This is a genomic window from Bacillus mesophilum, assembly GCF_008923265.1.
Taxonomy (GTDB): domain Bacteria; phylum Bacillota; class Bacilli; order Bacillales; family Cytobacillaceae; genus Cytobacillus; species Cytobacillus mesophilum.
This window is the reverse complement of record NZ_WBOT01000002.1, coordinates 747,062-771,436: the sequence shown is the minus strand read 5'-3', so window position 1 is coordinate 771,436 and position 24,375 is coordinate 747,062. Positions and strand designations below refer to the sequence as shown.

At 39.5% G+C, this 24,375-nt stretch carries 22 protein-coding genes, 1 tRNA gene and 1 riboswitch; of the genes, 22 read left to right on the top strand and 1 reads right to left on the bottom strand.

Going from position 1 to position 24,375, the window contains the following annotated elements:
* The first annotated feature begins 91 nt into the window (after window positions 1-91).
* The 5 genes from F7732_RS08765 (at window position 92) to F7732_RS08745 (ending at window position 6,344) form a co-directional block, all read left to right on the top strand.
* Complete coding sequence (locus tag F7732_RS08765; protein WP_151573485.1) at window positions 92-865, top strand: electron transfer flavoprotein subunit beta/FixA family protein; 774 nt, start codon at window positions 92-94, stop codon at window positions 863-865.
* 34 nt (window positions 866-899) lie between these two features.
* A complete protein-coding gene (locus tag F7732_RS08760; RefSeq protein WP_151573484.1) occupies window positions 900-1,877 on the top strand; it encodes an electron transfer flavoprotein subunit alpha/FixB family protein in 978 nt (325 codons plus the stop codon).
* Window positions 1,878-2,206: 329 nt separating this feature from the next.
* On the top strand, window positions 2,207-2,521 hold the full coding sequence (trxA, locus tag F7732_RS08755; RefSeq protein WP_066443093.1) for a thioredoxin: 315 nt from the start codon (window positions 2,207-2,209) through the stop codon (window positions 2,519-2,521).
* Window positions 2,522-2,713: 192 nt separating this feature from the next.
* The gene (gene uvrC, locus F7732_RS08750) at window positions 2,714-4,486 is read left to right on the top strand and encodes an excinuclease ABC subunit UvrC (protein ID WP_151573483.1); all 1,773 of its coding nucleotides are present in this window, start codon (window positions 2,714-2,716) and stop codon (window positions 4,484-4,486) included.
* Between the two features lie 230 nt (window positions 4,487-4,716).
* Window positions 4,717-4,894, top strand: a riboswitch (Lysine riboswitch).
* Between the two features lie 220 nt (window positions 4,895-5,114).
* Window positions 5,115-6,344 (top strand): aspartate kinase, encoded by a 1,230-nt coding sequence (locus F7732_RS08745; protein ID WP_151573482.1) that lies wholly within the window; start codon window positions 5,115-5,117, stop codon window positions 6,342-6,344.
* Window positions 6,345-6,434: 90 nt separating this feature from the next.
* Here F7732_RS08745 and F7732_RS08740 read toward each other — a convergent pair whose 3' ends face one another.
* Window positions 6,435-6,884 carry a YslB family protein gene (locus tag F7732_RS08740; protein WP_151573481.1) on the bottom strand — a complete coding sequence of 150 codons (450 nt, stop codon included), beginning with the start codon at window positions 6,882-6,884 and terminating at the stop codon, window positions 6,435-6,437.
* A 351-nt stretch (window positions 6,885-7,235) separates the two neighbouring features.
* Between F7732_RS08740 and F7732_RS08735 the strand changes: the two genes are divergently transcribed.
* The 17 genes from F7732_RS08735 (at window position 7,236) to F7732_RS08655 (ending at window position 24,074) form a co-directional block, all read left to right on the top strand.
* On the top strand, window positions 7,236-7,844 hold the full coding sequence (locus tag F7732_RS08735; protein WP_151573480.1) for a succinate dehydrogenase cytochrome b558 subunit: 609 nt from the start codon (window positions 7,236-7,238) through the stop codon (window positions 7,842-7,844).
* 47 nt (window positions 7,845-7,891) lie between these two features.
* Window positions 7,892-9,652 carry a succinate dehydrogenase flavoprotein subunit gene (sdhA, locus tag F7732_RS08730; RefSeq protein WP_151573479.1) on the top strand — a complete coding sequence of 587 codons (1,761 nt, stop codon included), beginning with the start codon at window positions 7,892-7,894 and terminating at the stop codon, window positions 9,650-9,652.
* 2 nt (window positions 9,653-9,654) lie between these two features.
* Window positions 9,655-10,422 carry a succinate dehydrogenase iron-sulfur subunit gene (gene sdhB, locus F7732_RS08725; RefSeq protein ID WP_151573478.1) on the top strand — a complete coding sequence of 256 codons (768 nt, stop codon included), beginning with the start codon at window positions 9,655-9,657 and terminating at the stop codon, window positions 10,420-10,422.
* A 764-nt stretch (window positions 10,423-11,186) separates the two neighbouring features.
* On the top strand, window positions 11,187-12,791 hold the full coding sequence (locus tag F7732_RS08720) for a bifunctional metallophosphatase/5'-nucleotidase (RefSeq protein WP_151573477.1): 1,605 nt from the start codon (window positions 11,187-11,189) through the stop codon (window positions 12,789-12,791).
* A gap of 54 nt (window positions 12,792-12,845) precedes the next feature.
* Window positions 12,846-13,319 carry an acyl-CoA thioesterase gene (locus F7732_RS08715; protein WP_151573476.1) on the top strand — a complete coding sequence of 158 codons (474 nt, stop codon included), beginning with the start codon at window positions 12,846-12,848 and terminating at the stop codon, window positions 13,317-13,319.
* 357 nt (window positions 13,320-13,676) lie between these two features.
* Window positions 13,677-13,901: a helix-turn-helix domain-containing protein gene (locus F7732_RS08710; protein WP_009333184.1), complete on the top strand. Its 225-nt coding sequence runs from the start codon at window positions 13,677-13,679 to the stop codon at window positions 13,899-13,901.
* Between the two features lie 245 nt (window positions 13,902-14,146).
* Entirely contained in the window at window positions 14,147-14,605 is a 459-nt protein-coding gene (locus F7732_RS08705; RefSeq protein WP_151573475.1) for a MarR family winged helix-turn-helix transcriptional regulator, read from the top strand.
* Between the two features lie 11 nt (window positions 14,606-14,616).
* Entirely contained in the window at window positions 14,617-15,417 is an 801-nt protein-coding gene (gene racE, locus F7732_RS08700) for a glutamate racemase (protein WP_151573474.1), read from the top strand.
* A 91-nt stretch (window positions 15,418-15,508) separates the two neighbouring features.
* A complete protein-coding gene (recQ, locus tag F7732_RS08695; RefSeq protein ID WP_240056570.1) occupies window positions 15,509-17,662 on the top strand; it encodes a DNA helicase RecQ in 2,154 nt (717 codons plus the stop codon).
* A 119-nt stretch (window positions 17,663-17,781) separates the two neighbouring features.
* Complete coding sequence (locus tag F7732_RS08690) at window positions 17,782-18,846, top strand: GerMN domain-containing protein (RefSeq protein ID WP_151573472.1); 1,065 nt, start codon at window positions 17,782-17,784, stop codon at window positions 18,844-18,846.
* Between the two features lie 114 nt (window positions 18,847-18,960).
* Complete coding sequence (rph, locus tag F7732_RS08685) at window positions 18,961-19,704, top strand: ribonuclease PH (protein WP_066443106.1); 744 nt, start codon at window positions 18,961-18,963, stop codon at window positions 19,702-19,704.
* Between the two features lie 29 nt (window positions 19,705-19,733).
* The gene (locus F7732_RS08680; protein WP_151573471.1) at window positions 19,734-20,345 is read left to right on the top strand and encodes an XTP/dITP diphosphatase; all 612 of its coding nucleotides are present in this window, start codon (window positions 19,734-19,736) and stop codon (window positions 20,343-20,345) included.
* Window positions 20,342-20,857, top strand: coding sequence for a metallophosphoesterase family protein (locus F7732_RS08675; RefSeq protein WP_151573470.1), 516 nt, complete (start codon window positions 20,342-20,344; stop codon window positions 20,855-20,857). Before F7732_RS08680 ends, F7732_RS08675 begins: the two co-directional genes overlap by 4 nt.
* 133 nt (window positions 20,858-20,990) lie before the next feature.
* Window positions 20,991-21,067, top strand: a tRNA-Arg gene (locus F7732_RS08670).
* A gap of 155 nt (window positions 21,068-21,222) precedes the next feature.
* Window positions 21,223-22,236: a tyrosine-type recombinase/integrase gene (locus F7732_RS08665; RefSeq protein WP_102230757.1), complete on the top strand. Its 1,014-nt coding sequence runs from the start codon at window positions 21,223-21,225 to the stop codon at window positions 22,234-22,236.
* Between the two features lie 263 nt (window positions 22,237-22,499).
* Window positions 22,500-23,213 carry a dCTP deaminase/dUTPase family protein gene (locus F7732_RS08660; RefSeq protein WP_151573469.1) on the top strand — a complete coding sequence of 238 codons (714 nt, stop codon included), beginning with the start codon at window positions 22,500-22,502 and terminating at the stop codon, window positions 23,211-23,213.
* A 279-nt stretch (window positions 23,214-23,492) separates the two neighbouring features.
* Window positions 23,493-24,074 carry a recombinase family protein gene (locus F7732_RS08655; protein ID WP_102230759.1) on the top strand — a complete coding sequence of 194 codons (582 nt, stop codon included), beginning with the start codon at window positions 23,493-23,495 and terminating at the stop codon, window positions 24,072-24,074.
* Window positions 24,075-24,375: the final 301 nt, after the last annotated feature.

The following is a 24,375-nucleotide window of genomic DNA, read 5'->3' as shown; positions in this document are numbered from 1 at the left end:
GCGGATGCTCAAAAGCCTTCAGTTTCATTTAACATAAATTTTCCGAATCTTTAGAAGTGAAGAAATGATTTAATAATTTAGGAGGGACATTATGAACATCTATGTTTTATTAAAAAGAACGTTTGATACTGAGGAAAAAATCACGATTTCTTCCGGAAAAATAAATGAAGATGGCGCTGAGTTTATTATCAATCCTTATGATGAGTATGCAGTGGAGGAAGCCATCCAGGTTCGCGAAGCACATGGGGGAGAAGTAACGGTTGTTTCAGTTGGAAGTGAGGAAGGTGAAAAGCAGCTTCGTACTGCACTTGCGATGGGAGCCGATAAAGCTGTATTAATCAACACGGAAGATGATCTTGAAGAAGGAGATCAGTTTACTACATCAAAGATCTTGGCCGAATATTTAAAAGACAAGGAAGCAGATTTAATCCTGGCAGGAAATGTGGCAATTGACGGCGGATCTGGTCAGGTTGGACCGAGGGTGGCTGACCTCTTGGATATCCCCTATATTACTACCATAACGAAACTTGAAATTGATGGGACAAATGTAAGCGTTGTCCGAGATGTTGAAGGAGATTCTGAAGTGATTGAAACATCTCTTCCTTTATTGGTTACAGCTCAACAAGGCTTGAATGAACCTCGTTACCCTTCGCTGCCAGGGATTATGAAAGCGAAGAAAAAACCTTTGGACGAATTGGAGCTGGATGATTTAGATCTTGATGAGGATGACGTAGAGCCGAAAACAAAAACAATTGAAGTGTACCTGCCTCCTAAAAAGGAAGCTGGAAAAATTCTTGAAGGCGAATTGCAAGATCAAGTAAAAGAACTTGTACAGCTTCTTCATAACGAAGCAAAAGTCGTTTAATTAAACGTAAAATAAAACGCAGGAGGTTAACATAATGAGCAGAAAAGTTTTGGTATTAGGTGAAGTAAGAGATCATTCTTTGCGTAATGTCACATTTGAAGCAATCGCCGCAGCAAAGCAGGCTGCAGAAGGCGGCGAAGTGGTCGGATTATTAATCGGTGATTCTGTAAGCGCTTTATCAAATGAGTTAATTCACTTTGGTGCAGACCGCGTACTAACGGTTGAACATGAATTGCTAAAGCAATATACTTCAGATGGCTTTTCACAAGCATTAATGGCGGCAGTGGATGCTGAAAGTCCAGACGGCATTATCCTGGGGCATACTGCATTAGGAAAAGACCTTGCACCTAAGATTGCAGCAAAGCTTCAATCCGGATTAATCTCTGATGTTACGCAGATTGAAGAAGCAGGCGGAAATATTGTCTTTACACGGCCAATTTATTCAGGCAAAGCCTTTGAAAAGAAAATTGTAACAGACGGTCTTATCTTCGCAACGATTAGACCTAACAATATTGCTCCTCTTGAGAAGGATGAAACAAGATCAGGAGAAACATCAGCTTTATCTGTTGATATAAAAGATCTTCGCTCCATTATTAAAGAGGTTGTCCGCAAGGCAAGTGAAGGAGTAGATCTTTCAGAAGCAAAAGTGGTTATTGCAGGCGGCCGCGGAGTGAAAAGCGAAGAAGGCTTTGAGCCGCTAAAAGAGCTCGCACAGGTCCTTAACGGTGCCATTGGTGCATCACGGGGAGCTTGTGATGCAGAGTATTGTGATTATTCACTGCAAATTGGCCAGACAGGAAAAGTCGTAACACCTGATTTGTATATTGCTTGCGGTATTTCAGGAGCAATCCAGCATTTAGCGGGAATGTCGAACTCTAAAGTGATCGTTGCCATTAATAAAGATCCTGAAGCCAATATTTTTAAAGTTGCGGATTATGGCATTGTTGGCGATCTTTTTGAAGTCGTACCGATGCTGACAGAAGAGTTTAAGAAGATCTTAGTAAACGCGTAACAAAATCATTGAAACAGACGGATCCAACTGCTATCAAAGGTAAAGCAGCAGCTGTCTGTTTCTTTTTATTAAAATATTGATCCTGCTTTCATGCTGCTTTGCAATTGAATGGAGCGTGCGGGAATTCCAGGAGATGCAAAGAGATTATTTACTCTTGCATATCAAGATAACATATCATAAAAACAACCATGTCTGCGAAAAAGCAATCATGAATAATCCAATGAAATTGAGGGTATAGTACCAACGAGCAAATTGTTCGCTTCATATGGTGTTAAATGGTATACTCTCGATATGTTATGAATTAGTTGAATTGATTAGGAGGCATATAAATGGCTATTACACATGCAACAGATCAAAACTTTACTGAAGAAACAGGTTCAGGTTTAGTACTTGCAGATTTCTGGGCTCCATGGTGCGGACCTTGTAAAATGATTGCTCCAGTTCTTGAAGAGCTTGACGGAGAAATGGGCGATAAAGTAAAGATCGTTAAAATCGACGTAGATGAAAACCAAGAAACTGCTGGTAAATTCGGCGTAATGAGTATTCCTACATTAATCGTTCTTAAAGACGGTGAAGTAGTAGATAAAGTAGTTGGCTTCCAGCCAAAAGAAGCATTATCTGAGCTTCTTTCCAAGCATGCATAATTAGCATATTTGGATTTTGATGTTTTTTTAAATCAGCTTCTTCAATCAGATCTGTCCTGATGCAATGATGAAGAGTGCATCTTACTATAATCATTGCTGCAGGAAAGCAGATAATGAGTGTAATGATAGTTGATCCCCGGCTTCTTCCTGAAGGCCGGGGTTTTTACTTCCCTTTCGAGGATGTGTTTGACGATGAATGACATCATTAAAAATAAATTAATGATTTTGCCTGCACAGCCAGGGTGCTATTTAATGAAGGACAGGCAAGGCACTATTATTTATGTGGGCAAAGCGAAAGTATTAAAAAACAGAGTCAGATCATATTTTACTGGCTCACATGATGGAAAAACGCTGCGCCTTGTTAACGAAATTGAGGACTTTGAATATATTGTCACATCTTCCGACATGGAAGCGCTGATTCTTGAGCTCAATTTAATAAAAAAGCATGATCCTAAATACAATGTCATGCTAAAGGATGATAAAACTTACCCATTTATTAAATTAACTGCTGAAAGACATCCGCGCCTTATTACGACAAGAAAAGTGAAAAAAGACAAAGGCAAATATTTTGGTCCATATCCAAATGTTCATGCAGCAAACGAAACAAAAAAGCTGCTCGATCGCATTTATCCGCTTCGGAAATGTGCTACCCTACCTGACCGCGTATGCCTGTATTATCATTTAGGACAATGCCTGGCTCCATGTGTGAAGGAAGTGGATCAGCAGCAATATCGGACAATGACAGAGGAAATTACCCGCTTTTTAAATGGCGGTTATAAAGATATAAAGAAAGAACTAACAGAAAAAATGGCGGCTGCGGCCGAAGATCTTGATTTTGAGCGTGCAAAAGAGTATAGAGACAAAATCGCTCATATTGATGCAACGATGGAAAAGCAAAAAATGACAATGACGGACTTCACCGATCGTGATGTCTTTGGTTATGCTGTTGATAAAGGCTGGATGTGTGTACAAGTCTTTTTTATCCGCCAAGGCAAGCTGATTGAAAGGGATGTCTCTATGTTTCCCATTCATAACGAACCTGAGGAAGAAATCCTTACGTTTCTCGGCCAATTTTACATGAAAGCAAATCATTTTAAGCCAAAGGAAATTTTAGCACCATCTTCTGTTAATGGCGAAATGGCAGAAAAGCTACTTGGTGTAAAAGTATTGAATCCGCAGCGGGGTCAAAAGAAGGATTTGGTTTCATTAGCTTATAAAAATGCCAAAATCGCGCTGCAGGAAAAGTTTTCTCTCATTGAACGTGATGAAGACCGGACGATTAAGGCAGTGGAGAGTTTGGGTGAACAGCTTGGAATCTATACGCCGCATCGGATTGAAGCATTTGATAACTCAAACATTCAAGGTGCAGATCCGGTATCTGCCATGATCGTTTTTATTGACGGAAAACCGGCGAAACGGGAGTACCGCAAGTATAAAATTAAAACCGTTCAAGGACCTGACGATTATGAATCCATGCGTGAAGCGGTTCGCAGAAGGTATACTCGTGTATTAAAAGAAGAGCTGCCTTTGCCGGATCTGCTTATTATTGATGGAGGAAAAGGTCATGTTGAAGCGGTCAGAGATGTACTTGAAAATGAGCTGGGTCTTGATTTGCCGCTGGCCGGACTCGTTAAAGATGAAAAACACCGAACATCACAGCTGTTGTTTGGGAATCCTCTGGAAATAGTTGCGCTTGCCCGCAATAGCCAGGAATTTTATTTGCTGCAGCGAATCCAGGATGAAGTCCACCGCTTTGCCATCACGTTCCATCGCCAGTTAAGAGGAAAAGGTACATTCCAATCCATGCTTGATGACATTGCTGGAATCGGTGAAAAGCGCAAAAAGCAACTCCTAAAGACATTTGGCTCAGTAAAAAAAATGAAGGAAGCTTCTGCAGATGATTTCCGCCAATTGGGAATTCCTGCTAATGTAGCAGAAGAACTCGTAAAGAAACTAAGTGAATAGCGTTGTCATCATATAGACAATATGCTATACTTGGACCAACTTTCATATTCACTCACTTTTTTATACTTTCTGAAAGTATAAATTTATAGACTTAGAACAGTGACTAGCTGCTGTGCTTAGCCCATCTTGGGGTATAAGCTGAACTGTCCAGAGGGTTATAGACAATCTTCTAGCCAGCTCGGTTTTTGCTTATCGGGGTTTTGCAAGGCGCTTCCGCTTTCTTAGCGTAAAGTGAAGGTAGAGGTGCAAGCTTCATCAGTAACAGCTTTGAGGAGAATGAGCTCCGACGATTTGCTGTGAAAGGGAATGTTTGCCGAAGCAGGGGGAGACTCATCACTCACCATGCTGGTCTTGCATTGAATAAATGCCGGATTGTCAAGACACTAGTCTTGGAGAGCTATCTCACTGTGTGCACGTATTTTTTGTATACGTTTGACTACACAGCAATGAGATAATTCTCATTGCTTTTTTGTTTTGTCAGCATCTTTCAGAAGAAATAGGGAATCGAATAACTAGCATTTTTCATACAAATCTGCAAAAAAGAGAAGAATACAAAAATCATTCTTCTTACTGAGACAAAACAAAATGGCAAAGGGAAATCATCATAGTCGGAAGGAAGGGTATTCAAATGGGTTTAATTGTGCAAAAGTTTGGGGGAACTTCGGTCGGCAGCGTCGATAAAATTCAAAATGCTGCAAACCGGGTCATTGAAGAAAAAAATAGGGGTAACGATGTTGTCGTTGTGGTCTCAGCGATGGGAAAGACAACAGATCAGCTTGTTGGCATGGCAAAAGAAATTACGTCCTCCCCCAGCAAAAGAGAAATGGATATGCTCTTAACAACCGGGGAACAAGTGACAATCTCGCTGTTAAGCATGGCTTTAATTTCTAAAGGTCATCCGGCCGTTTCAATGACAGGCTGGCAGGCAGGTGTTGAGACAGAAGAAATTCATGGAAATGCAAGAATCTTAAATATTGATAGTGATAAAATTCAAAAGGAAATTCAGCAAGGCAAAATTGTGATTGTGGCCGGCTTTCAAGGTGCTACCTCAGAAGGAGAAATCACTACTCTGGGCAGGGGCGGATCTGATACAACAGCCGTTGCACTTGCAGCAGCGCTAAAAGCTGATAAATGTGATATATATACAGACGTGACAGGGGTATTTACAACAGATCCCCGTTACATAAAGAATGCCCGCAAGCTTCTATCCGTTTCTTATGACGAAATGCTGGAACTTGCCAATTTAGGAGCCGGAGTTCTGCACCCAAGAGCGGTTGAATTCGCGAAAAACTACGGAGTTTCTTTAGAAGTAAGATCAAGCATGGAAAAAGAACAAGGAACAACGATTGAGGAGGAAGTTAAAATGGAGCAAAATTTAGTTGTACGCGGAGTTGCGTTTGAAGATGAAATCACAAGAGTATCTGTCATCGGGCTTCCAAGCAGCCTTGGCGGATTATCTACCATTTTCTCAGCACTAGCCAATGATCATATCAATGTGGATATCATTATTCAGAGTATGACGGAAGGCGAAACTTCTTCGCTGTCTTTCTCCATTAAAAATGAAGATTTAACAGAGACTGTTAAAGTGCTTGAGAGAAATCGTGATCAGCTTCAATATGATCGAATTGAATGGGAATCTGGCTTGGCAAAAGTTTCAATCGTAGGCTCAGGCATGATTTCAAATCCAGGGGTAGCAGCAGAAATGTTTGATGTGCTTGCTCAGAACGAAATTTTAGTCAAAATGGTCAGTACATCTGAGATTAAAGTTTCAGCTGTCGTAGAACAAGTGAAAATGCTTCCTGCCGTTGAAGTGCTTCATGATGCGTTTCAGCTATCTGCCAATTCAGTGAAAGCATAAGAATAACAGTAAAAAAGAAGAAGCTACTTTTATTCGAGAGCTTCTTCTTTTCCGCATAATTCAGTATCAATACCGCAAATTATAGAAAACTTAGATGGTATCCTTTTTATCCCACTTAACAGTAAAAAGAACTTTTCCTTTTCTTTTCTTAGGATGTTCGAACGCTTCACATATGTACCCTTTTTGCTGTTCGATCTGTTCAGCAATAAAACCCGCTTCAAGCTGAAAGGCACAATCTTCATCGTTTTTACAGCGAGCGCTGATGATTGCGCTTGATAATTCTAAGTCCAACTCATTTTTTGATTCGTTCAAGAGCATTAGATTGCCCCAGCCTGCGCTGGAGAAAAAAGAAATCATTTCATCTATCGAAGCCAATGGGTATTTTCGTGCCAATCTTTTGCCTGCCCAATATAAAATACCGGGAGCTTCTTTGCCCAGTAAATCCTTAAGCAGCACTTCACGAATTAATTCATACCCAAATGCTGGCACAGTTTCATCATGAACGGTTAACGGTTTTTGCTCTGGTGTTTGATCAGTCAATAATCTCCCCTCTTTCTATGAGACTATTATATACAATTTAGAACCCTTTTAGTCAAAGATACATGAAAAAAGCATATATTTGATAAGGGAAAATAATGCTATTTTAATATATTTCATCTTTTGATAAAAATGAATGGTAATTCAAGTGTGAACGTGTTTTTTTCAATTTCAATATATTTATAAAATTTTATTAATATTGAACAATTTGTGTATCCGTTTTCTTGACGCTCTTTTCTGTTGAGAGTAAAATGGACTTGTCACATAATTGTAAGATATAAATTTTCATTTTTTACTGATGTTAGGATATGAATAGTTCCTGAGCATCACGTTACAAAACAGGGGGGATATTTTATGGCGGGGAATCGAGAGTTTTTTTATCGCAGATTGCATTCATTGCTTGGTGTTATTCCGGTTGGATTGTTTTTAGTACAGCACTTGGTTGTGAATCATTTTGCAACTAAAGGTGAAGAAGCATTTAATGATGCGGCACATTTTATGGAAAGTTTACCATTTAGGATTTTCCTAGAGTTGTTTATCATATTTTTGCCTCTTTTATTTCATGCAATCTACGGGCTTTATATCGCTTTTACAGCAAAGAACAATACTGTTAAGTACGGCTTTTTCCGGAACTGGATGTTTATGCTTCAAAGGGTAACCGGTGTTATTACACTGATCTTTGTGGTATGGCATGTATGGGAAACGCGTATCGCAGCTGCATTTGGTGCAGAAGTAAACTATCAAATGATGGAGAATATTTTTGAGAATCCTTGGATGATTGCATTTTATATCGTTGGTGTAATCTCTGCTATTTTCCACTTTGCTAACGGTTTATGGAGCTTCTTTGTGAGCTGGGGAATTACAGTTACTCCAAGATCTCAATTAATCTCTACTTATGCAACACTAGGTATTTTCGTTGCACTTTCAATTGTTGGTATTCGCGCGATTTTCGCATTTGTATAAAATTATGCAACCTGTTGATATAAAGAAGCAATAAGGGAGTGAGTCACATGGGTAAAGGAAAGGTTATCGTAGTTGGCGGCGGTTTGGCAGGCTTAATGGCCACAATCAAGGTTGCCGAAAAAGGGTATCCAGTAGAATTATTTTCATTAGTACCAGTAAAACGTTCTCACTCTGTTTGTGCCCAGGGCGGCATTAACGGAGCTGTTAATACAAAAGGTGAAGGAGACTCTCCTTGGGAGCATTTCGATGATACAGTATACGGCGGAGATTTCTTAGCAAACCAGCCGCCGGTGAAAGCTATGACAGAAGCAGCACCAGGCATTATTCATTTATTAGACCGCATGGGTGTAATGTTTAACCGTACACCAGAAGGATTGCTTGACTTCCGCCGCTTTGGGGGAACACAGCATCACCGTACAGCATTTGCCGGGGCAACAACTGGTCAGCAATTATTATATGCACTTGATGAGCAAGTCCGCCGTCATGAAGTTTCCGGATTAGTCACGAAATATGAGGGCTGGGAGTTCTTGGGATCTGTTATTGACGATGATGGGGTATGCCGAGGGGTTGTTGCTCAAAACTTAACAACCATGGAAATTAAATCTTTTGCCGGCGATGCAGTTATTATGGCTACAGGCGGCCCAGGGATTATCTTTGGAAAGTCTACAAACTCTGTTATCAATACAGGTTCCGCTGCATCGATCGTATATCAGCAGGGCGCATACTATGCAAACGGAGAATTTATTCAAATTCACCCAACTGCCATCCCTGGTGATGACAAGCTGCGTCTAATGAGTGAATCTGCCCGCGGTGAAGGTGGACGAGTATGGACATATAAAGACGGAAAACCTTGGTATTTCCTTGAAGAAAAATATCCTGCTTATGGAAACCTTGTTCCTCGTGATATCGCAACACGTGAAATTTTTGATGTCTGTGTAAATCAAAAACTAGGTATCAATGGTGAGAACATGGTTTACTTGGATCTTTCACACAAAGATCCAAAAGAACTGGATATTAAGCTTGGTGGCATTATCGAAATCTATGAAAAATTTATGGGTGATGACCCTCGTAAAGTACCAATGAAGATTTTCCCTGCTGTTCACTACTCAATGGGCGGCTTATGGGTTGATTATGATCAGATGACGAATATTCCTGGCTTGTTTGCTGCAGGTGAGTGTGATTATTCACAGCACGGTGCAAACCGTCTTGGCGCAAACTCCTTACTTTCTGCCATTTATGGCGGTATGGTTGCCGGTCCAAAAGCACTTGATTATATTAATGGTTTGGAAAAGACTGCAGAAGATATTTCTTCAACTGTGTTTGACCGTTTTGTTCAGCAGGAAGAAGAAAAATGGAACAGCATTATGTCTATGGATGGCACTGAAAATGCCTATGTGCTTCATAAAGAGCTTGGAGAATGGATGACGGATAACGTAACGGTTGTACGTCATAATGACCGCTTACTGAAAACAGATGAAAAAATTGTAGAGCTTTTAGAGCGCTATCAAAATATAAATATTAATGACACAGCAAAATGGAGCAACCAGGGAGCGATGTTTACCCGTCAGCTTCAAAACATGCTTCAGCTTGCACGTGTTATTACCATTGGAGCTTATAACCGTAATGAAAGCCGCGGAGCGCACTACAAGCCAGACTTCCCAGACCGTAATGATGAGGAATTCTTAAAAACAACAATGGCTAAATTTGTTGATGCAACAAGTGCACCAGCTTTCCATTATGAAGAAGTAGACACAGGTTTAATCACTCCGCGTAAACGCGATTATACGAAGAAGAAAGGTGGCAAATAAGCATGCAAGAGACACAAGCTAAAACAGTTACGTTTATTGTCAGCCGTCAGGATTCTCCTGATGCCACCCCGTATCAGGAAGAATTTAAGCTGGAATATCGTCCAAATATGAATGTTATTTCCGCACTGATGGAAATCCGCCGTAACCCAGTTAACGCCAAAGGTGAAAGTACAACCCCTATTAACTGGGATATGAACTGTCTAGAAGAAGTTTGCGGAGCCTGTTCAATGGTTATTAACGGCAAGCCGCGTCAATCTTGTACAGCCCTAGTGGATCAGCTGGAACAGCCGATTCGCTTAGAGCCAATGCGTACTTTCCCTGTAGTGCGTGACCTTCAGGTTGACCGCAGCAGAATGTTTGATTCATTGAAGAAGGTAAAAGCATGGATTCCAATTGATGGAACATACGATCTTGGCCCAGGGCCGCGCATGCCTGAGAAAAAGCGCCAATGGGCATATGAGCTATCAAAATGTATGACGTGCGGTGTATGCTTAGAAGCATGTCCAAATGTAAACAGCAAATCTGATTTCATTGGACCAGCACCATTATCACAAGTGCGTTTATTCAATGCACATCCAACTGGAGAAATGAACAAAGCAGAACGCCTGGAGCAAATTATGGGCGATGGCGGACTTGCTAACTGCGGTAACTCCCAAAACTGTGTTCAATCTTGTCCAAAAGGTATCCCTTTAACAACATCAATCGCAGCTTTAAATCGTGATACTACATTCCAATCATTCAAGAACTTCTTCGGTAGTGACACGGTTTGATTCTGCAATTTGCCCTTTCCGTTTAAAACGGGGAGGGTTTTTGGTTTTTATAGGGGAGTTTTGAGATGGAGGGTTGGGGGCAAAGCTTGTAAATCAGAAAAGGGTACATGGTGTGGTCCATAAAAAGGTAGGGGTGTTGAGAAAAGTTGATAAATACACCTTTGCGCTCCATATAATGGTAAATGGTGACGCATAAATCAGAAAAACACACCCGTAAAGTCCAGAAAAAGGAAAATGCTGCCGTGCAAACCTGATAAACACACCTGGATAGTCCAGAAAAAGGTAATTGGTGTCGCGAAAACCCAATAAACACACCCGTAAAGTCCAGAAAAAGGAAAATAGTTTCGCGAAAAACCGAAAAACACACCCGTAAAGTCCAGAAAAAGGAAAATGGTGTCGCGAAAAGCCGATAAACACACCCGTAAAGTCCAGAAAAAGGAAAATGGTGTCGCGGAAACCCGAAAAACACACCCGTAAAGTCCAGAAAAAGGAAAATGGTGTCGCGGAAACCTAATAAACACACCTATATAATCCAGAAAAAGGAAAATAGTGTCACAAAAACCTAAAATTACATCCCCCTAACCCCAAAAAAAGATATCTAAATCCATCAAAACACCGTACCTAAGAAAATTCAGCAGTCAATATTATTTTTTTCCTGCCTCCCAATCCGTAACCAAAAAACGAACTCCCCACTCCTATATAAATCATCAATTCGGGAACTATATCCTTAAGCTGCTACTTAAACCTGAGGAGAATTTAACGAGATGAAAAAGAAAATGCTGTTGCTGTTCTTAACGACTCTTATACTCTGCACGCTGCCTCCCGCAAATACATCAGCAAGAACTAAGGAAGTATCTTTCACAATTATTCATACCAATGACACACACTCACATCTTGAACAAATGCCTCGTCTTATTACAGTGATCAACAGTATTCGAGCTGAACATAAAAATACTCTTCTTTTAAATGCTGGTGATGTTTTTATTGGTACTTTATATTTTTCGCAATTCAAAGGGCTTGCCTCCATCCCTTTTATGAATAAATTAAAATATGATGCAATGACATTTGGCAATCATGAATTTGACTTGAAATCAGTGACATTGGCTGATTTTATTAAAAGAGCCGACTTTCCATTTGTGAGCAGCAATATTGATTTTAGCGCTGATCAGCTGCTTGAACCACTATTCGTCCGTAAGATAACAGCAAATCCTCAACCAGGAAAAATTTATCCAGCGATTATTAAAAAGGTGGATGATGAGTTAGTTGGAATCTTCGGACTAACAACAGAGGAAACACCTCTTATTTCCCAGCCAAACCAAGATTTGATTTTTGAAGATGCACTTATAATGGCCAAAAAAACGGCCGCTCAATTAGAGCACTTAGGGGTCAATAAAATCATTGCTCTTTCTCACTTAGGTTTTGAGGAAGACCAAAAACTTGCTCCTATTGTTAAGGGGATAGACATTATCGTTGGCGGACATTCGCATACCAAGCTTGAGGAGCCAACTGTCATATATAACGGAAAGGATCCTGTATTGATTGTGCAGACAGGCGAAAATGCTGCTTATGTGGGTGAGCTTTCTGTTTCATTTGATGAAAATGGAATGATCAAGAAATGGAATGGCAGCCTTTTAGACGTCCAAGCGAAGGATTCAAAAGGGAATTACAAATATGAGGAGGATGCGTGGGCCAAAAAACAGTTAAGTGAAGCAGACCAAGAGCTTGTCGAGCTTCTTCAAGAAACTGTGGGGTATTCACTCATACCATTAAACGGAGCAAGGGAAGATGTACGCAGAGAAGAAACGAATCTAGGCAATCTTATTGCAGACTCTATATTAAAAAAAGCAAATGAGGTTGTTCCAACACAAATCGCCTTTCAAAACAGCGGCGGCATACGGGCCTCAATACCAGAGGGAAAGGTTGTTATGCGAGATGTGATGGCTGCATTGCCTTTTTCAAACACCTTATCGATTGTGGATATAACAGGATTACAATTAAAAGAAATCTTAGAGCACAGTGTCTCGCAACTGAACGGGAACACAGGACAGTTTTTACAAGTTTCAGGCATTCGGTTTACATTTAATCCCCAATTGCCTACTGGAAAAAGAGTACAATCTGTTAGGGTGAATGATGGAGGTCATTATGAATTATTAAATCCTTCAAAGATTTATACGGCCGCAGTTAATTCGTATCTTGCAGGTGGAGGAGAAGGGTATGATATTTTTAAGAGAAAGAAAGTGAACGAGAACATCATTGAAACGCCATTTCTGGATTATGAAATGTTAGCGGATTACTTAAAGGAACATAGTCCGGTTGCTCCCAGAACAGAAGGAAGAATCCAAGAAGTTTTTACTAACGAAGAACTGTGAAATTATGTTAAAATAGAAAAGTGAATAGTTATTCATTTTAAAAGGGGGATTAAGATGAGAAACAAAACTTACATAAAAGATATAAGCCAGTGGGAAAGGGAATTTTCTTACTTCTATGAAACAAAAGTAAGGTTTAATGAAACAGATATGTTTGGTCATTTGAATAATACGGTTCCTTTTGTTTATTTTGAATCAGCAAGAATTGAATTCTTTAAAAGTCTCGGATTTATGCAGAATTGGCTGAAGCCAGAAGTGGAATGTATCCCTGTCGTTGCTGATCTGCAATGCGATTTTGTGCAGCAGGTATTTTTCGATGAACAGCTGAAAATCTATGTTAAAGCTGCAGCAATTGGAGGGTCTTCGGTGGATATTCACTATATGGGTAAAAATAATAACGAAGAAATCGTTCTGACTGGCAGAGGAACGATGGTGCAAATATCGAAAGAAACGGGAAAAGGTGTTCCATGGACTGAGGAAATGCGGGAGATGCTTGCTGGTATGAAGCATGACCTTGTAAATGAAAACTAAATAGTAACTATACGTAAGCTTGTCATAATACAGTGGCAGGCTTTTTGGTTGTTTTTAAAAGCTACACCTGAACTCAGAAGAAAGGAATAACGTTTTTTTCCACCACTTCATGGTACCCCTTACTCCTTTTATACATATCATAAAAAAGGCGAAAAGCTACCAAGTAATAGGTCATTGCCGCGGGTGAATAGATCAAATCGACGCAGCGGTTTATTGAAAAAAAGTTCCCTGAAAATAAACCTTCTTTGATGGTCATTTGTAGTCACTTCATATCTGATATGTACATATGATATGGTGACTAAATATATACCCACCCCGCGATTCATAGCTGGCGAAAGGCAAGGAGGGTTACAATACTTGAAGGAGAATGAATATACTCACAAGCCATTACTCACTAAACGCGAAAGAGAAGTATTCGAACTGTTAGTCCAAGATAAAACGACGCGTGAAATCGCTGGTGAATTATTTATAAGCGAAAAGACGGTTCGGAATCATATTTCGAATGCCATGCAAAAGCTTGGTGTAAAGGGGCGTTCACAAGCTGTTGTAGAGCTCCTTCGAATGGGAGAGCTAGAACTTTAATCAAGACCGGCAATTCGTCATCGGATTGCCGGTTATGATGTTTATGGACAGTTTTTCAGATACATAGACTTGTCCTGACCCATAATCTGTATGATCCCAACATATAACAGCTTGGAAATGGAGTACCGAATACAATTATTTTCTTCCATATAGGTATTCGTTCTTGAATTTTCTCTTAAAAAAAGCGAAAATTAATCTAATGGGGCGAAATATGGGTCTGTTAAAACTACATAGGAGTGTATGGAATGGAGCTTGAGGATTTAAAAGGAAACGGCGTAAACGACGTAGTTGCGAATATAGAAAAAGATTTGCGTTATATAGCTGGTATTGTGAAGCAAAAAGGCCGGGAAATCTTAAGTAATTATACCATTACCCCTCCACAGTTTATTGCTCTGCAATGGCTGCTTGAGGATGGAGATATGACAATTGGCGAGCTTTCTAATAAAATGTTCTTAGCGTTCAGTACAACAACGGATCTAGTTGATCGCATGGAGAAGAGCGAACTTGTGAAAAGAGTAAAAGATCCTAATGATCGCAGAGTTGTTCGTATTCATCTTCTAGAAGAGGGCGAAAGAATTATTGAAGAAGTAATTAGGAAGCGACAAGCCTATTTATTGGATCTGCTTAACCATTATTCTGAAGAAGAAGTTATGCAGCTTAGCAAAAACCTAAATCGATTACACCAAGATATGGCGAAAGAATGAGGCGGTAAGTTTTGAGGAATAGACCGATAGGGGTTATTGATTCGGGAGTTGGCGGATTGACCGTGGCGAAGGAGATTATGCGGCAGCTGCCAAACGAGAATATTATCTACCTTGGGGACACAGCACGCTGTCCATATGGTCCGCGAACAGGTGCTGAAGTTAAAGAGTTCACATGGCAAATGACCCGATTTCTGCTTGAGAAAAATATGAAAATGCTGATCATTGCCTGCAATACGGCTACAGCAGTCGCTTTAGAAGAAATCCAGGCAGAATTGCCAATCCCTGTGCTCGGCGTCATTGCTCCCGGGGCAAGAACAGCTATGAAAGTCACCAATAATCATCGAATTGGCATTATTGGCACCGAGGGAACGATTAAAAGCAAGGCATATGAAAAGGCAATAAAAAATATCTCCAGTAAGTCGGAGGTTTTCGGCTTAGCATGTCCCAAGTTTGTACCGCTGGTTGAAAGCGGAGAATATGAAGGTGAAATACCGAGAAAAATTGTAGCGGAAACATTGGCTCCGTTAAAAGATTATCAGCTTGATACGCTTGTTTTAGGCTGTACCCATTATCCATTGCTGGAGCAATTGGTGAAAGAGTACATGGGGAAGTCAGTTAAAGTAATTAGTTCGGGGGAAGAAACAGCCAGAGAAGCGAGTACGATCCTGCATCATCTTGGTCAATTAATTGAAGGTGAGCAGAAGCCGATTTATCATTTTTTTACAACAGGCTCACCGGCAATTTTCTCCAAGATCTCATCTAAATGGCTCGAAATTGAGAAGCCAATTGTTGAGAAAGTACATCTATCATAATGAACAGAAAACACCTCTATCATGATCTACTCATTTATAGAGGTTGTTTTTTTTCTAAATAGGTCAAAAAAAGTTGAAATGAGAAGAAAGGATGATTTGTTTGTTAACTGAAGCATATCAGCATCTGCAGCAATATTTTGGCTATTCTACTTTCCGGGCTGGCCAGGAAGAGCTGATCAAGCGTGTTTTAAACAATGAACACACATTAGGCATACTTCCGACTGGAGGAGGAAAGTCCATCTGCTTTCAAATTCCTGCCTTAGTAAAGACGGGAACCACAATCGTCATTTCCCCGCTTATCTCCTTAATGAAGGATCAGGTTGATGCACTGACTGCTGCTGGAATCCCTGCTGCTTTTATTAACAGTTCCTTATCCAGAAATGAATATGAAGATACAGTTTATTCCCTGCGAAATGGAGATTACAAGCTTCTTTATGCAGCTCCTGAACGGTTTGAATCGCCTTCATTTATCGGACTGCTGAATTCAATTGATATCTCTATGATTGTTTTTGATGAAGCCCATTGTATTTCGCAATGGGGACATGATTTCCGGCCAAGCTACCGGTCGATCATCCAGAATATTGAACAGCTTTCTTCCAGTCCGGTCATTATGGCATTGACAGCCACAGCGACAAAGGAAGTGGAGCAGGATATTTGCCGTCTGCTTGATATTCACGATGAAAATACGATCATTACAGGTTTTTCGCGTGATAACTTATCTTTTCATATTATGAAAGGCGTCAATAAACGGGATTATATTGAAAGCTTTGTCCGAAAGCATAAGAATCAATCAGGGATCATTTATACATCAAGCCGAAAAGAAGCGGATCAGCTGTATACATTTTTAAATGGCAAGAATGTTAAAACGGCAAAATATCATGCAGGACTTTCTGAACAGGAAAGAAAAAACGAGCAAAATCGTTTTGTATATGATGAAGTGGAACTGATGGTTGCAACGAATGCTTTTGGAATGGGTATTGATAAATCGAATGTCCGCTATGTTATTCATTATAATATGCCTCGCAATATTGAAGCGTATTATCAGGAAGCAGGGAGAGCTGGACGTGATGGCGAGGAGAGTAAATGTATCCTGCTGTTTGCACCGCAGGATATTCAGCTTCAGAAATTCCTCATTGAAGAATCGAACCTTGATTACACGATGAAGGAACAGGAATACTTTAAATTAAAGCAAATGACTCATTATTGTCATACGGAAAAATGTCTGCAGTCGTATATTGTTGAATACTTTGGCGATACATCTGCAGAGAATTGCGGAAAATGCAGCAATTGTCAGGATCAGCGGGAAAGTGTCGACATTACCAGCGAAGCTCTCATGATCTTTTCATGTGTTAAAAGAATGGAAGAACGGTTTGGAGTGACGTTAACAGCACAAGTGTTAAAAGGATCTTCTAATAAAAGAATAAAAGAATTAGGTTTTCAGAATCTATCAACCTATGGTTTATTAAAAAACCGCAAGGAAAAAGAAATTACAGACATCATTAATTTCCTGCTTGCAGGAGGCTATCTGCAGCTGACAGACGGTAAATATCCCGTCGTGAAACTATCAGCACTAGCACTTCCTGCTTTAAAAGGAGAAACGAACATTCATATGAAAATTGCATTGGCTCCAGAACGTGTGGAAGGTGCTGAAAATGAAGAGTTATTTACAAGACTGCGGGCGTTAAGGAAAGAGATTGCAGATCGTGAAAAAATACCTCCTTATGTTGTGTTTGCGGATACGGCTTTAAAGGAAATGTGCACATATTTCCCTCGAGATAAGGCTGAAATGCTGCAGGTTAAAGGTGTCGGACAAGCCAAATATGAAAAATACGGTGAAACTTTCTTAGGTGAGATTCAAAGCTTTTTACAAGATAATCCCGAAATTACACCAGCTCCTGCTGCTGTTCCATCCAGTTCTTCAAGCCCTGCCAAAAGCAGTGGAGATAATGATGTTGCGAGTCATATCCTTTCATACAATATGTATATGGACAATATGTCTATAAAAGAGATTGCCAAAGAACGCAACTTTTCATCGATGACTATTCAGAATCATATTTTCAAAGCTATAAAGGAAGGCAAGCCTATTGATTGGGACATGCTCTTTGATGAAGAACTAGAAAACGAGGTATTAGTTGCTGCCTCAAAAGTCGGTCATGAAAAGCTGAAGCCGATTAAAGAAGAGCTTGGTGAACTGGCGGATTATTTTACCATTAAGGCTGTTCTGACAAAACATGATTTAGCTTAATAGCTCCTGTTTGTCCAAAATTGTCATAAAACAATTCAAGATTTTCTCTCCAAAGACGGTCTAAATTACAAATAGGCTCGTATACATGTAGTACAAACTGTCTTAGGAGGGAAAATTTCATGTCAATAAATAAAAAATGGACAATAGTATCAGCTGTGGTTGTGTCATCCGTATTATTAACTGGGTGCGGATTATTTGGCGGCGATGAGAAGGAACAGATCGATCCGCCACAATCTGTAACATACACAGAGGATGGAGAAGTCATTACGGAAGAAACAGCAGGTGCAGGTGAAGAAGTGGAAGAAGTCAGTTCCCTTCAGACTGAACTATACTTAGTTGATAAAAATGGCTATGTTGTTCCGCAAACATTGCAGCTGCCTGAAACCAATTCAGTTGCAACACAGGCACTGGAATATTTAGTTGAAAATGGTCCTGTGACTGATCTGCTTCCAAATGATTTTAAAGCTGTATTGCCTGCAGATACAAAATTGTCTGTGAATGTAAAAGATGGAGTAGCAACTGTTGATTTTTCGAAGGAGTTTCAAAACTATCAGCCAGAGGATGAAATGAGAATCCTCGATTCCATAACATGGACGCTTACTCAATTTGATACGATTGATGAAGTGAAGCTGACGCTAAACGGCAATGAGATGACAGAAATGCCTGTTAATGGCACACCAATTGGCGAGTCGCTTACAAGAGCGAGCGGCATTAACCTGGATGCAAGTGATGTTATTGATATTACAAATACGAAGCCAGTGACAGTTTATTACCTCGGAGGTGCAGAGGATAATTATTACTATGTTCCTGTTACAAAACGGATCAGCAATGAAACAGATGATAATGTAGTTGCAGTCGTAAACGAGCTTGCAGATGGGCCAAACTATGGTTCTAATCTGTTAATGGACATGAATAATGATGTACAGCTGCTGGATGAACCAAAAGTGGAAAATGGGACAGTGACATTAAACTTTAATGAAGCCATTTACAGTACCTTTGATGATGAAGAGAAAATGATCTCCCAGCATTTAATGAATGCATTGGTACTTTCCTTAACAGAACAAAAGGGTGTTGAAAGTGTGGCCATTACGGTGAATGGCGAAGCTGGTTTCTCAAATGAAAACGGCGAAATCATTACGGAGCCTGTAACACGTCCAGAAAAAGTGAACACAGGTAGTTTTTAAAAATGAGTTTTTGATATACTATATAGTAACAATAAAAGAGGTAGGCAAATATTGCCGCCTCTTTTTATTGGATTCACTCTAGTAGTGAAAATGACTTGAGGGGGAAATGTACCATTGCGAAATGATGGACGACAACCGCTGCAATTGCGGCCTATACATATTGATACAAACTATTTGAAGCATCCTGAAGGCTCTGTGCTCATTACTGTTGGCGATACAAAAGTAATCTGTACGGCAAGTATTGATGAACGAGTGCCACCGTTTTTAAGAGGACAAGGGAAAGGCTGGATTACAGCAGAATATTCCATGCTCCCGCGCGCAACTGATCAGCGCAATATTAGAGAATCTTCTAAAGGCAAAGTTTCCGGCCGGACTATGGAAATTCAGCGCTTAATCGGCCGGGCTTTAAGAGCGGTTATCGATTTAGATGCACTTGGTGAAAGAACAATCTGGCTGGATTGTGATGTCATCCAGGCGGATGGCGGGACAAGAACTGCATCAATTACAGGTGCCTTTGTAGCAATGACGCAGGCGATCAACAAGCTTCACAGCCAAAAGAAGCTCTCAAAATTTCCGATTCACGATTTTCTGGCTGCCACAAGTGTTGGAATTTTAACAAATGATCAGGCTGTTGTTGATTTGAATTATATTGAGGACTCTAGCGCAAAAGTGGATATGAATATTGTCATGACGGGGAATGGAGAATTTGTTGAGCTTCAAGGAACAGGAGAAGAATCAACATTTTCATATAATCAGCTCCAGGAAATGTTAAAAGCAGGGCAGGACGGAATCTCTGAGCTTTTTGAACTGCAAAAAGAAGCTTTAGGGGAAGAGATAACAGGGAAGATTAAAAAATAAGAAATAAACAAAGAGGGAGAGAAGCAAGCATGCAAGAAGTAATCATCGCAACCAAAAATGCAGGAAAAGCCAAAGAATTCAAACGCATGTTTTTGCCGCTTGGCTATGAAGTGAAAACCTTGCTGGATTATCCGGAATTTGAGGATATCGAAGAAACGGGAAGTACATTTGAGGAAAATGCCATTTTAAAAGCAGAGGCCGTATCAAAAGCTCTTAATAAAATTGTCATTGCCGACGATTCAGGGCTTATGATCGATGCATTAGATGGCAGACCTGGAATCTATTCTGCACGCTATGCTGGAGAAGCGAAAAACGACGATGCCAACATGGATAAGGTCCTAGAGGAGTTAAAGGATGTTCCTGAAGCTGAGAGAACGAGCCGTTTTTACTGCGCTTTAGCGGTTGCTGTTCCAGGGAAAGAAACAGAGACAGTAGCGGGTACATGTGAAGGAACCATTTTAACGGAAAAACGAGGAAGCTTTGGATTTGGCTACGATCCAATCTTTTTCTGCGCTGAAAAAGGAAAAGCCATGGCAGAGCTTGAGCCGGATGAAAAGAGTGAAATCAGCCACCGCGCGAATGCTTTAAGAAAGCTGGAGGACATGCTGCCAGTTCTTTTTCCAGGAGCTGATGGGAAATGAAAATCCTTATATTAAGTGACAGCCATGGACTAACGGATGAATTGGTCTCAATTAAGGAACGTCATCAGGATTGTGCCATCATGATCCACTGTGGAGATTCCGAGCTTGAGCCAAATCATCCAGCAATGAAAGGGTTCACTGCTGTTCGGGGAAACTGTGATTTTTATGGCGGCTATCCCGAGGAGATCATCAGCCTGGCAGATGGCTTAAAGGTTTTAACGGTACATGGTCATTTGCATTCGGTTAAGTCATCACTGATGAATCTGTCATACCGGGCAAGAGAAAAAAGTGCCAATATCGTTTGCTTTGGTCACTCACACCAGCTTGGCGCTGAAATCATTGACGATATTCTTTTTATCAACCCTGGCAGCATCTCTATGCCGCGGGGACGTGTAGAGAAAACATATGTCATCTTAACGATCGACCAAACAGAGCTGCAGCTTGATGTGTATGAAACAGATGGTGAGAAATTAGACGAGCTTTGTCGTAACTTCTCCCTTCCAAAAGAGTAAAGAATCGCATATAATAATTGAGGGAAGCAAACACTTCCCTCATAAAGAATTTTTTTCTAAAAATATGTTGACTTTTAATTACTACTTTAATATAATAAATATTGTCCTCAAGAGGACATTAACATTTAAATATGTCCCAGTAGCTCAGCAGGATAGAGCAACGGCCTTCTAAGCCGTCGGTCGGGAGTTCGAATCTCTCCTGGGACGCCATTTACATAACAGTTTAACCCTTGATATGACAGGGGTTTTGACAGATAAGGGATGCTAACACAGATTAGAACACTGTGGGAGCATCTCTTTTTTTGTCCCTACAATATTTATGCAAGTTCTACTACCTCCAACTTAAATTTAATGGAGGAGTTAGGATGACTAAGAAAAAAGGTATCTTTGATGTAAATGCAGATATTAACCTTTTTAATCAAGGAAAGGGAACAGCTGTAGAAGAAAAACTCTTAGTTGGTTCAGCAAAAGGAACAGCATCAACTAAGAAAGATGGCAGAGAATTAGACAGTGTAATGGATATTATTATTCAGCAGATGAAAGTAAGTGGATACAGAGAAAGAACTATTACTGACTATATCAGGTATATGACACAGTTTAGGAAAATCACAAATATAGAATACCTTGAGGAAATTACTACAGACACTATTTATTTATGGCTTGATTCAATGCAAGTATCAAATCAGACAAAATTGACAAGGCTAAAATGTCTTAAGGCAATACTAGGGAAGTGTTTCAATAATGGATGGTTTGGCTCAAAGTTTTGGCATGGCATCAACATTAAGGTTGATAAGAAGGTTAAAAAGGGTGCTAAAAAGGATGATGTAATGGTTTTATTGTCTTTGTTAGACTTGAATACCTTTATTGGGTTAAGAGATGCTGTGGCAGTTTTAACTCTTTATAAGACAGGAGTAAGAATTAACACACTAGGGCAACTCCAAGAAAGACATATTGACTTTGAAAATAAATTGCTCTGTATGGATGGTACAATCTTGAAAAACCACAAGGTTCTAAAATTACCTGTTGATGATGAACTTATACATTTGTTAAAAATTCTAATACAGCAAAATGATAAAATTAGAGCATATTATGGGGAGAAGAATTCTTATTTGTTCATTACTTGCAAAGGTACTTCCCTTAATACCAAGTCCACCAACAATGCAATCTCAAAACAGTTAAACAAATATGCTAAAAAGTATGATCTGCATAATATTAATCCTCATGCTCTGAGAAGGGGGTATGCAAAGAGTCTGTTAGAGAAAGGAGCAAATCTTGCTTTAATCTCCAAAGCTCTAGGACATTCAAATTTAGGAGTAACAACTCAATATCTAGATATAGATGTTGATGAGGTTGCAGATAATTTAAGGGATTTTTTATAAGTAATTTTCCTCCTGCTTTATCGAATGCAGGAGTTTTTTATGTTTATATTTATATGTGAAAGAATTTAAATTGTTATACAGTAGATTCTTGACTCCCTTCTTCTGCACTATCCCCTTTATCAAACATAAGAGTAAGAGTGAACTGCCTGCCAATCTTTCACTGATGCTATTATAATACTGTGAATGTAAAAAACTAGGACATATGGTATAATTGAATTCTAAATAATTTGCCTTTTTTGAAAACATTAATGTGGGGGTCTATTATGTTACTGAGTAATACTGATATAAAAAGGGAGTTGGTTAGTGCTAAAAAACTTAGCATCTACCCCTTAATTTTGGAGAATATTAAAGCCAGTTCAATTAACTTAACTGCAAGTGCTCATGCATGGGACATTAAGACTGGGGATTCTGTTGTAACATCAGATAATAAGAAGATAATTGTAAGGGCTTCCACAACTGTGTCTATACACACCAAAGAGGCGATATGGGTATCTAGAAGAATTGGAGGTACATATCATCCTAGAGTATCTTTGGTGGCAAAAGGATTAAGCAACATATCAACTACCTTAGACCCTCAATGGTATGGACTCTCTCTAGTAACTGTAAGTAATAATACAGATCAAGATATAGAGCTTAAAGTAGGAGATGCTTTTGTTTCTGTTATGTTATATTATGTGAACTCTCCTGCTGAAAAAGGGAATATAGATAATCAGGCTAGTAGACCTGACTTATACAGTAGGTTTAATCTAACTGATGATGACAGAGACTTTCTTAACCAACAATGGCATAAAAACCATCCTTCCATAGTAGCTGCTATGAAAAGGTCTGATACATACAAAGAACTTGTTAATGATAAGAAAAGGTTTAGCAGATGGTTCAAAAGCATTTCTACAAACCCACTGATTGTTGGCATCTTGGCGGGAATAATAAGTGGTGTAATAACAGGCATTATAATTTATAAGCTAGGTATGAATTAATGACAGCATTCAGAGTGACCTTTCTAGTATCAAAGAAAGGTCTTATTTTTTTGCTTTTTCCACAAATTTACATTCAAACTATTTTTTACTGTAGGTATCTTTGACAGCCTTCTCTCCCTCCTCAATACCCCCTAGTCCCCCTGTACCCCCCTTTGGCATCTAGTATCTATTTAGACTCTACCTTAATTAGACAAAATGACCACTCTGGATTATACTGAGTTTCTAGTGTCTATTTTAAATGTCTATTTAATTATCTGCATAAATCAGGAGGATACATATATGGCTAAACAGTATGGATATGCAAGAGTTTCAACAGCAGAGCAAAGTCTTGAGGTACAGATACAGGCTTTAAAAGAGGCTGGAGTATCTGAGATTTTCAAAGATAAAGCTACAGGTAGAAATACTAAAAGGGATGGCTTACAATCTCTCCTGAGTACTCTAGATGTTGGAGATACCCTTGTAATAACAAAGTTAGATAGGATAGCTAGGAATGTTAAGGAAGGCATACAGCTTATAGATGAATTAGTAGAAAAGGGAATAAAGCTCCATGTACTAAATATGGGATTGTTTGATGGTACAGCTACCTCAAAGCTCCTTAGGAATATACTGCTCTCTGTAGCTGAGTGGGAGAGAGAAATGATACTTGAGAGACAAAGGGAAGGCATTGCAGTAGCTAAGACTCAAGGTAAGTACAAGGGTAAGCCCAAGAAATACACAGATAAAAATCCTGCTCTAGTTCATGCTTTAGAGCTGTTTTCAAACAGAGCAACAAATGGTAAGACTGTAAAAGAAATATGTGAGATAACTAAAATTAGTAGAGCATCTCTGTACAATATAGCAAAAGAGAAGGGGATTATTTAAGGGCATCCATTGTGATTGCTCTTTTTTTGTTTCAATCTTTAAGTGGTTCTTTCTCATGATCTGTGGAAAATACAAACTTTAAATATTTTTATGAATTGAGATACTCTGCATTTCTTGGATGTTACATGGTTAGAAACATTGATATAACAACATTCCTACTTTATAGAAAATCCAAGACCAGCTTATCCACTCCTGTAACATGCCTTATTCAATATTTCATTTTCTTCTCTAGGCATAACATTCCTCTAACATCCTCTTATCTATTTACTCCATACATAAATGAAAAGGGATTCCCAAATTT